7 protein-coding genes are annotated in these 11,736 nt (G+C 47.2%); 6 read left to right on the top strand and 1 reads right to left on the bottom strand.

All coding sequences use genetic code 11. From position 1 onward, the window contains the following. Positions 1–95: 95 nt before the first annotated feature. The gene (locus tag B0D95_RS08245; protein WP_246841757.1) at positions 96–1,565 is read left to right on the top strand and encodes a cobyric acid synthase; all 1,470 of its coding nucleotides are present in this window, start codon (positions 96–98) and stop codon (positions 1,563–1,565) included. Between the two features lie 38 nt (positions 1,566–1,603). On the opposite strand, the gene B0D95_RS08240 is transcribed toward B0D95_RS08245, so the two are convergent. Further along, on the bottom strand, positions 1,604–2,560 hold the full coding sequence (locus B0D95_RS08240) for a lysylphosphatidylglycerol synthase domain-containing protein (protein ID WP_078045676.1): 957 nt from the start codon (positions 2,558–2,560) through the stop codon (positions 1,604–1,606). A gap of 171 nt (positions 2,561–2,731) precedes the next feature. Between B0D95_RS08240 and B0D95_RS08235 the strand changes: the two genes are divergently transcribed. The 5 genes from B0D95_RS08235 (at position 2,732) to B0D95_RS08210 (ending at position 11,692) form a co-directional block, all read left to right on the top strand. Beyond that, positions 2,732–3,976, top strand: coding sequence for an ABC transporter substrate-binding protein (locus B0D95_RS08235; protein ID WP_078043451.1), 1,245 nt, complete (start codon positions 2,732–2,734; stop codon positions 3,974–3,976). Positions 3,977–4,396: 420 nt separating this feature from the next. After that, positions 4,397–5,557, top strand: coding sequence for an AraC family transcriptional regulator (locus tag B0D95_RS08230; protein WP_078043450.1), 1,161 nt, complete (start codon positions 4,397–4,399; stop codon positions 5,555–5,557). Between the two features lie 360 nt (positions 5,558–5,917). After that, positions 5,918–7,597, top strand: a complete 1,680-nt coding sequence (locus B0D95_RS08220; RefSeq protein WP_078043448.1) for a cellulose binding domain-containing protein — start codon at positions 5,918–5,920, stop codon at positions 7,595–7,597. 95 nt (positions 7,598–7,692) lie between these two features. Then, positions 7,693–9,555, top strand: coding sequence for an endo-1,4-beta-xylanase (locus B0D95_RS08215; RefSeq protein ID WP_078043447.1), 1,863 nt, complete (start codon positions 7,693–7,695; stop codon positions 9,553–9,555). 109 nt (positions 9,556–9,664) lie between these two features. Beyond that, positions 9,665–11,692: a family 43 glycosylhydrolase gene (locus tag B0D95_RS08210; protein ID WP_078043446.1), complete on the top strand. Its 2,028-nt coding sequence runs from the start codon at positions 9,665–9,667 to the stop codon at positions 11,690–11,692. The last annotated feature ends 44 nt before the right edge of the window (positions 11,693–11,736 follow it).

Below are 11,736 nucleotides of genomic sequence, written 5' to 3'. Positions count from 1 at the left end.
CAAACTATGCACCAATGACACTGAGGGTGCAATTCGGTTTCTTTTTCCGCGAGTGGATAAGACGTCTTTTTTCATTTTTTTTACAGGCTGAACCTATGCCACTTGGCAAAACACTAATGGTACAAGGCACCACATCTGATGCAGGTAAATCCACTCTGGTGGCAGCGCTTTGTCGTATTTTGAAAAATCGCGGTATATCAGTGGCACCGTTTAAGCCCCAGAATATGGCATTGAATTCTGCGGTGACGGTTGATGGCGGTGAAATCGGGCGTGCCCAGGCATTGCAGGCACAAGCTGCCGGGCTTGAACCCCATACAGACATGAATCCGATCCTGATTAAACCCACCAGCGATACCCGCGCACAAATTATTGTGCAAGGTCGGGCAATTACCGATATGGATGCTGCGGTTTATCACCATTACAAAACTGAAGCCATGGGTTATGTGCTGGATTCCTTTGCGCGCTTGCAACAGCAGTACAATGTGATTGTGGTGGAAGGCGCTGGCAGTCCGGCTGAAATTAATTTGCGCGAGCGCGATATTGCCAACATGGGTTTTGCGGAGGCGGTGGATTGCCCGGTTATTTTAATTGCCGATATTGATCGCGGTGGTGTGTTTGCCCATTTGGTAGGGACGCTGGAATTGCTGAGTGAGTCTGAACGTAAACGTGTTGTGGGTTTTGTGATTAATCGCTTTCGTGGTGACATCAGTTTATTGCAATCGGGCCTGGACTGGCTTGAACAAAAAACCGGTAAGCCGGTGCTGGGCGTGATCCCTTATTTGCAAGGCCTGTATCTGGATGCGGAAGACGCTTTAACCACCTCATCATCATCCAACGCCGATGCGTTGTTAAATGTTGCAGTACTGGCGTTGCCGCGTATTTCCAATCACACGGATTTTGATCCGCTGCGACTGCATCCGCAGATTAATTTTCACTGGGTTGGCCCTAATCAGCAGGTTCCTCCTTGCGATTTATTGATTATTCCTGGCAGTAAAAATACCCGTGCCGATCTGGATTTTGTACGGGCCCAAGGTTGGGAAAGTGCGATTCAGACGCACCTGCGCTATGGCGGCAAGCTGTTGGGGATTTGCGGTGGTTTTCAAATGTTGGGCGAGCAGATTCATGACCCGGAGGGTGTAGAGTCTGCGCCGGGGAGTTCCAGCGGTTTGGGCTATTTTTCCATGCATACCCAATTACAACGCGACAAAATATTGCTGCAGCGTCACGGGTTCTTATGGGATAAAAACACGCCGGTTGTCGGTTATGAAATTCACACGGGGATAAGTAGCGGCGATGCGCTGCTGCAACCTGCCTGTTATTTCCAGAACGCCGATGGGCTGGTGCCGGATGGGGCGATAAGCCAGGACAAGGCTATTATAGGAACCTACCTGCACGGCCTATTTGACCGGCCCGAGACATTGCAGCAACTTTTGCTCTGGGCTGGTGTGACCAAGGCAGAAGTGGTGGATATTAATCAGCAACGTGAAATATCTATTGAGCGATTGGCCAAGGAAGTGGAGGCTGTGTTCGCAGCCGATTTCCTTGACCAGTGGTCACCAACCTGAATCCATTCAATGCCTATCGGTTGGTGACAAACCGGTAGTTAGGATTGATCCGTGTGTTTGCTGCGGTTTCGGAACCGATTGATCCACTGGTCATGCTCAAACAACACAACAAAAACCAGTGAAACCGCAAAGGGAATCAGTAGATAAAACAAACGGAATACTAGCAGGGCCGCGACCACATCGGCTGGATTAACATCGGGCAGGGCCAGCAGGAATAAAACCTCCAACACACCCAATCCTCCAGGCGCATGGGAAATCAATGCCGCCGAAAAAGAGGCCAGGAAGATTCCCAGCACTAACAGGTACCCAGGGTTACTGTCGGCGGGGAGGGCAAAATAAATGATGGCCGCGGCGGCCAAGAGCTCTAGTGGTCCTATCAACAACTGGCGCCATACGACGGGTATTGCCGGATATTCCAGAGTGAAGTGGCGGATTTTCAACGCGCGAAATTTAAGCACACTGCCCAGCACATACAAGGCGACCAGTGTCAGCATGCCAATGCCGGCACCCAGTCCAACCCATGTTGGCAGGTCTTCATTGAAACGGTTCAGCATGGAGGGCTGAATCACCAGCACAATGCCACCTAATAAAATGCTGCCCAGTGCAAAGGTGAATGAGCAAAAAGCGACCAAAATACCGACATCTGCGCCACTTAAGCCTTGTGAAGAATAAGCCCGATAACGCACAACACCACCGGAAAACACCGAGGCGCCGAGGTTGTGTCCTATGGCATAGGCAGTAAAAGAAGCGATGGTAATGAAGCGCCAGGAGATCTTTTTGCGCAGGTGTAACAAGGCGATGCGATCATAACCGGCAAGAGCGACATAGGCTCCTACAGTCGCCAGAGCGGCTAACAGCCAGCCATTGAGCGGAATCGCTTGCAGGCTGTTGACAATATCATCGTAAGAAATGCCTTTTAACTGGTGGTACAGCAAGTAGACAGAAAAGATAACGGCGCCGAGCCCGACAACTGGCCAAATATACTCTTTCTTCATAATCGGTAACTTAATACAAAATGTTGGGCGCATTGTAACCTGTTTACCTGCCTGCGCGACAAGCGTAATGACCGCTGCTCGCAGCACCTATTTGCGCTGGCGTGCAAACAGGCGTATCGGGCCTATACTCAAGCGGGTTAGTTGACGAGTTAATCAGGAAGGAGCACCGATATGCGCTGTGTGTCTTTATGGGTATTGATCTTCGCGACCTTGTGCACGGCGCACAGCAGTGCCAATCAGGCTGAGCCCGCCAATACCACGGTTAACCTTGCGACCAATATTTCATCTGCTTACAGTGCTGACCCCGCAACGGCTTACGAGCAGACCTTACTGCCACACCTGCAATGCATCTTCAAACAAATGCAGCGCGATTACTCCGTACAGATCATGCCTTGGCGCCGTGCCTATCAGGATGTCAAAAGCAATCGCATCGATGGTTTCTTTACCGCGATTCCCATGCGTCAGATTGACCCTTATGCGGTCTTGTCATCGCCCTTGGTGCTGGAGAATTGGTACTGGTTTTGGCGCACCGATACCATTGCCCCCGAATCCTGGCGTGAGGGCTACAAACTGGGTTCCATTTTGGGGAGCCAGCAGGAAACCTGGCTTGCCGAGGCCGGGTATAAGGTAGAGATGACTGGCAACAACTTGCCCCAGTTAATCAAGCTGCTGCAATCAAAGCGCATCGATGTGATCCTGGCCGATCGTGAACACTTTATGCAGGCCGCTAAAGAACTGAAGCTGGATATCAACCACTTCCAATCGCGCTTTTTTCGTTATGTCCCCTTGGGCGTTTATTTTAACGAGCAGTTCCTCAATCAGAATCCAGGCTTCTTATTGGCCTTTAACCAGCAAATTACCCGTTGCTCCACTGTGAGCTTTGCCGTTACCGATTATGAGCGACTGCAGATTCAGGAATTGCTGGGGCGTAAAATAGAGCGCTGGAAACGCCTGCCCAACCTGGAACCTATGCTTATTGCCGCCAATAAAAAGACACATGGCTTAAGTCAGCAAGAAATTAATGCGCGGGATAAAAAGTGGATGCGCGCCTTTGCAGAAAATGACTATGGCTATTCAATCGGTTTGGTGGATCAGCCTATGTCTGCCGAGCTGCGTGAAATCAAAAAGCAGTCACAGGATATGATTACGGAAGTCATAGTCACCGATAACCGCGGTTTGAATGTCGCGATCAGCGACATGACATCGGACTATTGGCAGGGCGATGAAGAAAAGTTCATCAATGTCTATGGCAAACCGGCAAACACTATTAGCTTTGGCAATATTAGTTACGATGAATCCACCAAACGCTTTCAGTTGCATTTGAGCGTGCCCTTGTATAGCGAGCAGAAACTTGAACCCTTGGGGGTAATGATTTTTGGTATCGATGTGGAAAAGGTTTTATCCCTGGTTCAATAGATGATTTGCATCGCCACTCTGTCGTCAAAAATTGCATTTATGTGATGATGCTATTTGTTTGACTTCTGCCGTTGCTTATGAGGCAGGCGATGTGACATGATGTTCGCGCAATCATGACGACTGTTGTGATATTCAACAGCTCAATAATAAAAAGTATGTCTGGCTCCTATGCGTCCCTGTCAGTGATTTTGCGCGTTTGTTCCAGCCTTATCGTAATTGGTTTTATAGTATTTGGTCAGCATAATAAAAATATTCTGGTTTAATTGCATTGATTCCCATGACTGTGTTTTTACATCTAATCGCTATTAGGGTGTGGCTCAGGCACATCTGATGGTTATGTGGTGAAACACTGTTAAGTCGCAGCGGCTGTGTGACATAGCCGCCGGGTAATTTGCTTAAACTTAATGGCCGCGGTTAACTATGCTGAAGTTTTATAGAAATGCCATCGCTATATTTGTTGCGCTTATCATGGTGTCCGGCGCAATTTTGTATCTTGGATACACCAAATCCAATTTAACGGCATCGCTATTCCCCGCGCGCGACGACAATTATTTATGGGCATCTGATATAGAGCCGCAATCGCCTGTGGGCAAAACACAGGTGACATTACGCAATGATGTCGGTGCGTTTGAGTATGAGTTCTTCCTCGACCCCGACAAGCCCTTTCCCTATGCGCACTTCACTATTGCTTTTATCGATTCCATACAGCCCTACAGGTTGGTTGATTTAACGAAATACAGCAGTGTGTCGTTTAAAATCCTGTGCGACCCCAAGAATGTCCTGCTATTCGTACTATTCAGTTTCGATGACAAAGTCACCGATATCAATAATGCGGTGACGCGTCGTGTGTCATCAACAGCGTTTTCGTGCGATAGCCATTGGGCCACGGTAAACATTCGGTTTGATGAACTGGATACTCCTTATTGGTGGCTGGGGCGCTATGGCTTTGAGCACAGTGATACAGGCTATAGGCTCGATAAAACCATGGGATTCGCTTGGGTGAACTCGCTGCAAAGCCCGCTCGATACGTCTTCCTATGTAAAATTAACGGATGTGAAATTACTCGGTAATGATTTTGGTTGTGTGTACAGTGCTGTGATAGGCGTCGTATTTTTATGGGTTGTATGTCTCATTTTTTTATTGCGCCAGTACGTTGCAGTATTGAAAGTGGATATTCGTGAAAAGGTGAGGTTGGATCAGCCATTAATGGCTTATAAAAAACTATCGATTGAGCCGCAAAAAGATAAAGAAAAAAGTGCAGTATTGCGATACATGGCAACAGAGTATGCTAACCCCGAGTTGAGTCTGGAAATGGCTGCGACAGCCTTGGGGGTAAATCGAACAAAAATTAACGACATACTAAAAGATGAATTGGGTCTCACCTTTAGTGCCTACTTGAACAAGCTACGCCTCACAGAGGCGGCGCGATTGCTGTCAGAAAATGAAGAGGCAAATGTGTCAGAGATTGCCTATTCTGTTGGTTACAACAATGTTTCCTATTTCAATAAATTATTTAAAGTAGAGTATGGGTGTGTTCCAAAAACCTTTAAGGTTTTGTATCCATTCAAAGAAATTTCATGAGAAATTTTGTAGCAGAAAAGGCTATAAAAAATACAGCTGCGTTTATTTTTTACTCAACACGGGCGTGCTATTTTATTATTGTTTTGTGTAAGCTACTTTTTTACACACTGATATGAAATAGATCTTCTTTCGACCCTTCCACAATCTCTGTGCAACCTGGTTATCATTTTGCGGGTTGTCGTCAAAAATTGCATTAAAATAATTGCAGTAATGCTTCAATTTTTTACAGTTTTGTAAGAAATCATTCAAAACTTCCATTCTTATTATCTTCGCTTCCTTATTCTCGCGTTTCTCAACGGCCACTGTCTGATTGCCGTTTGGTTCTATTCTAATAATTGATTTTTATCTGGGCGTTCCGTCATGAATAAAAAAATTGTTTACCGCACTTTATTGCTATCCATAGTCGGTGCCTGTCTGTCCTGCGTCCAAGCATTAGCACAATCAGTCACACTGAATCCGGCGGTTGAATATCAAACCATACGCGGGTTTGGAGGAATGAATGGAGTAGGTTGGATTGGCGACCTCACACCAGCCCAAATTGATGCCGCTTATGGCTCCGAGCCAGGGCAAATCGGTTTGTCCATTATGCGGATGCGAATTGACCCAAATTCAGCAAATTGGCGCTTACAAGTTCCCGCTGCTGTTCGTGCCAAGCAAAAGGGCGCCATATTATTAGCAACGCCCTGGTCTCCACCGGCACATATGAAAACCAATAACAGTTTGATCAATGGTGGAAAGCTCAAGCCGGAATATTACGGCGACTACGCAACACACTTATTGAGCTTTGTGGATTTTATGTCGCGTAACGGCGCATCGCTCTATTCGGTATCCGTACAAAATGAACCGGATTGGCATCCGGACTATGAATCATGCGATTGGAGTGGTGACGATTTTGTGAATTTCCTCAATTCGCAGGGTTCTCGTTTTGACTCCAGTATCAATGTGGCGGTAGGCGAAGCGGTGGGATTCGCCAAGCGTTTTACCGACCCGGTATTAAATAGCCCAACAGCAGTACAGCATGCCGACATTATTGCAGGGCATTTATACGGTGCTGTTCCACAGGATTACCCTTTAGCGCGCAGTAAAGGCAAAGAAGTGTGGATGACGGAGCATTACACAGACAGTAAAAGTGATGCCAATGTATGGCCTCTGGCGTTGGATGTGGGTACCGAGTTGCACAGAAGTATGGTGGCAAACTTCAATGCTTATATCTGGTGGTATGTTCGTCGCTTCTACGGCTTTTTGGCAGAAGATGGCACAGTCACCAAGCGTGGTTACATCATGTCCCAATACGCACGCTTTGTGCGCCCGGGTTTTAAGCGCATTGCGGTAACAGAAAAACCATACTCCGATGTGTTGGTCAGTGCGTACAAGGGCCCTAATAATAAAATCGTGATGGTGGTTGTTAACAACGGCACGGTATCTCGTAGCCTGAATGTAAACCTGCAAAATGGCAGTGTTGGAAACTTTATCAAGTACAGCACATCCAGCACGCTGAGCGTTGGTTATGGTGGAACGACCAGAGTGAATAATGGTGCTGTCACTTTGTACGTTGAGCCACAAAGTATCGCCACCTTTGAAAGTGAAGGTTCAGGTGCGACTACCTCATCCAGTTCATCCTCACGCAGTTCGGTAGCGTCCAGTTCGGTGGCGATATCTTCGTCTTCCATTCCGCGCTCCAGCAGCAGTTCTCCTGTTACCACCAGCAGTAGTTCTTCCTCTGCCAATAGCGCCGCCAATGCAAGCTGTAGTTATGTGGTTACCAGCGATTGGGGTAGTGGCTATACCGCGGCTATTCGCATTCGCAACAATGGCACCAGTGCAATTAACAACTGGAGTGTGAACTGGAGCTACGCCGATAGTACGCGCATTACCAATAGTTGGAATGCCACGCTCACTGGCAGTAACCCTTACGCGGCTACCGGGCTGAGTTGGAACTCAAGTATCTCGCCCGGCCAAACCGTCGAGTTCGGATTTCAGGGAACAAAAAATAATGGTAACCCTTCCATTCCCACGGTAAGTGGCAGTGTGTGCAAGTAATGTTTTTCGTCGTTAGGTCCCTTTGCCCGGTCTTCGATCCGGGCGTTTTTAAGTTCGTTCCTGTGCTTTTCTAATAACAATGGAGATTTCAAAAAATGCATAAATCAAAATTACCTCATCCTGTATTACGCAGCCTGGTTAAACGAACCTGCGCTGTGATGGGTACAAGTGCTGCGTTGGCTGTGTTATCGCAGTCGGCATTTGCAGCTTGTACCTACGCGATTGAAAGTGAATGGAACAGTGGTTTTGTTGCCAACATCACTATTAAAAATGATACCGGTGCAGCACTTAATAATTGGTCTGTAAATTGGCAGTACGTTAACAACCGGATGAGCAGTGGTTGGAACGCCAATTTTTCAGGTAATAATCCCTACACTGCAAGCAATATGAACTGGAACGGAAGCCTTGCTGCCGGTCAGTCTGTTACTTTTGGTTTCCAAGGGAATAAAAATGGTGGGCAGGCTGAGCGTCCTACTATTAATGGTGCAGCCTGTGGTGGTGCAACAGCTTCATCGGCAAGTTCAGCGCCTAGCTCAGTGCCGCCGTCTTCAAGCTCTGTGCCCAGTTCTATGCCGGGCACTTCCAGCAGTTCATCTTCATCCGGTGGTTATACCGTTCCTGCGAACAATTTTGCGCAAAATGGCGGTGTGGAAAATAATTTGACCAATTGGGGCAGTACCGCAGCAACAGTTACGCGCAGCACACAAGACAAACGCAGCGGTGCTGCAAGTGCGTTAATTTCCGGCCGCACTGCCAACTGGCATGGCATTACATTTAATGTGGGTTCATTGGTCAGTGGCAACCAGTACGATGTGGCGGTGTGGGTGAAATTGGCACCGGGCACACCTGACAGTGTTATCCACCTCACCGGCAAACGTCTGGATGATAGCGACAGCACAACCTACAACGAATATACCCGTGTCTCTACCGTGACGGCATCGTCCACTGAGTGGCGTTTGTTGCAGGGTTATTACACCCAAAGCGGCACCACCGGGTTCCAACATTTTATTATTGAAGCCGAGAGTACAACGGTGAGCTATTACGCTGATGATTTCTCCATCGGTGGGCAAGCGGCCTCGTCCAGTAGCAGCTCCAGCAGTAGCTCAACGGGCGGCACCACACGCAAATTTATCGGCAATATCACTACCTCAGGTGCGGTTCGCTCTGACTTCATTAATTACTGGAATCAAATTACCGGCGAAAATGAAGGTAAGTGGGGCTCAGTGGAAGGTACCCGTGATGTTTACAACTGGGCGCCGGTTGATCGCATTTATGCCTACGCACGCCAACACAATATCCCGGTAAAAGCACACACCTTTATATGGGGTGCGCAGTCGCCTTCATGGCTCAACAATTTGAGTGCGACGGAAACTGCTGCAGAAATTGAAGAATGGATTCGCGATTACTGCGCCCGCTACCCGGATACCGCGATGATCGATGTGGTGAACGAAGCTGTACCTGGTCATCAGCCAGCAGGTTATGCACAACGGGCGTTTGGTAATAACTGGATTCAACGTGTATTCCAATTAGCGCGCCAATATTGCCCCAACTCTATTCTTATCCTGAACGACTACAACAATATTCGTTGGCAGCACAATGAGTTTATTGCGCTCGCCAAAGCACAAGGTAATTACATTGATGCAGTTGGCCTGCAGGCGCACGAGTTGAAGGGTATGACAGCTGCACAAGTTAAAACGGCAATCGACAATATTTGGAATCAAGTAGGCAAGCCTATTTACATTTCTGAATACGATATTGGCGATACCAATGACCAGGTTCAGCTGCAGAACTTCCAGGCACATTTCCCCGTATTCTGGGACCATCCACACGTTAAAGGCATCACCATTTGGGGATATGTAAACGGCAGAACCTGGATTGAAGGCTCCGGCTTGATTTCCGAAAACGGTACGCCGCGCCCCGCAATGACTTGGCTGCTGAATAATTATATTAGGAAGTAATAGAAAGTAATTTGGTTTTTGGTGGCTCATGGAAAGGATTTTATGAGCCGCTCCTCTTAATCCCTTCGTCAAACACCCAACCCATTCATAATAATCAGGGAGAATTCCCATGCGCGCAAATAACAAGGTAAGTGCTCGCTATGCAGTATCGCGTATAAAAATAGGTGGCAGTTTTTTTGCGCTGCTTTTTGCGTGGAATGTACACGCAAGCTGCCAATACCAAGTCACTAATCAATGGAATAATGGTTTTACTGCAGCAATAAAAATTACTAACACTGGTACTGGTGCGATTAATAATTGGTCAGTTAATTGGCAGTACTCTGGTGATAACCGTATCACCAATAGCTGGAATGCCAACTTGTCTGGCGCTAATCCATATTCCGCCAGCAATCTTTCATGGAATGCCACTATTCAACCGAATCAGACTGTAGAGTTTGGTTTTCAAGGCACCAAAGGTACTGCGGCCGCAGAAGTCCCTGTGATTAATGGCGCACCTTGTGGTGGTTCCGTCACTTCTTCGTCGCGTGCAGCGAGCAGTTCATCAAATGCGACGACTACTTCGTCGTCCCGACCTGCATCTTCAGTGGCGATGAGTAGTAGTTCAAGAATATCCAGCAATGCTGCAAGTTCATCGTCAGCATTTAATCTGGTTGAGGCGAGCAATCCAACAATTTGGGCAGATGTTCCAGATCCTTCGGTGATTCGTGTGGGTAATACTTATTATATGAGTAGCACAACCATGCACATGAGTCCCGGTGTGCCCATCATGAAATCAACGGATCTTGTAAATTGGTCGCTGATTAATTACGCCTACAGCACATTGGATAACACCAGCGCGCTTAATTTGGAGAATGGTCAAAATGCCTATGGAAAAGGTTCCTGGGCTAGCAGTATTCGCTACGTGGATGGTACTTACTACGTCAGTACCTTCTCGTACACCACGAATAAAACCTATATCTACAAAACCCGCGATATTGAAAATGGCCCTTGGACAGTTTCCGCCTTGAATGGCTTGTATCACGACAGCTCATTGTTTTTTGAAAATGGTCGCGCATTTTTGGCTTATGGTATTGATGATATAAAAATTATCGAGCTAACGGCGGATGCATCAGCAATTAAACCGGGTGGATTAAACCAGACCATCATTACCAAATCGTCTTCTGTGGCGGGAACAAACTTTATTGTTCGTCCAGAGGGCACGCATTTGCAGAAAATCAATGGTCGCTATTACATCTCTTTAATTACTTGGCCATCAGGAAAATCGCGGACACAATTAATTTTCCGTTCCAATAATTTAACGGGGCCTTACGAGGGGCGCATTGCATTACAGGATCAAGGTGTAGCGCAAGGTGGATTGGTTGATACGCCCACTGGAAATTGGTATGCCTTTTTATTCCGCGATTCCGGTGCAGTAGGGCGAATTCCTTATTTGGTTCCTGTGAGCTGGCAAGATGGTTGGCCGGTAATGGGAGTTAGTGGCAAGGTTCCTCAAAAGTTGGGATTCGTCGTAGAGGATAAAAATCTGCGAGGCATAGTCACTGCCGATGAGTTTAACCAAGGTTCGCAAGGTTCCTCCAGCTTGCCATTGCAATGGCAATGGAATCACAACCCGGATAACAGTGGTTGGTCGTTATTGAATCGCCCTGGTTACTTGCGCCTTACTACCAAGCGCACCGCTGCTAATTTTGAAGTGGCACGCAATAGTCTTACACAGCGTACATTCGGCCCGCAAAGCTCAGCGCGCATTGCCATGGAAACTGCCGGCATGAAAGACGGTGATTATGCCGGGCTTGGCGCATTGCAAACGCGTTACGGTTTTGTTGGTGTAAACAAAACGGGAGGTAATAAATCCATTGTCATGGTGGACACCACATCCGGCTCGCCACAAGAAATTACTCGCATTGGTTTAAACCAGGATCGCGTGTATTTCCGCATTGATATGGATTTTCGTAACCAAACTGATCAGGGAAGGTTTTACTACAGTCTTGATGGTAATAACTGGACTGTGATTGGTAGCACCTTACGCATGACCTATGACCTGAAGCATTTTATGGGTTATCGCTTTGCTCTTTTCAATTACGCCACACAATCTACCGGTGGTTATGTGGACTTTGATTATTATCGGCTCGGTCAATAAATAAAAATCTATAAAGTGAAATAACTTAATCCATTAACGGAGAT

This window comes from Cellvibrio sp. PSBB023 (assembly GCF_002007605.1).
Classification (GTDB): Bacteria; Pseudomonadota; Gammaproteobacteria; order Pseudomonadales; family Cellvibrionaceae; genus Cellvibrio.
The sequence above is the reverse complement of the archived record's forward strand: the minus strand, read 5'-3'. Positions and strand labels throughout refer to the sequence as shown.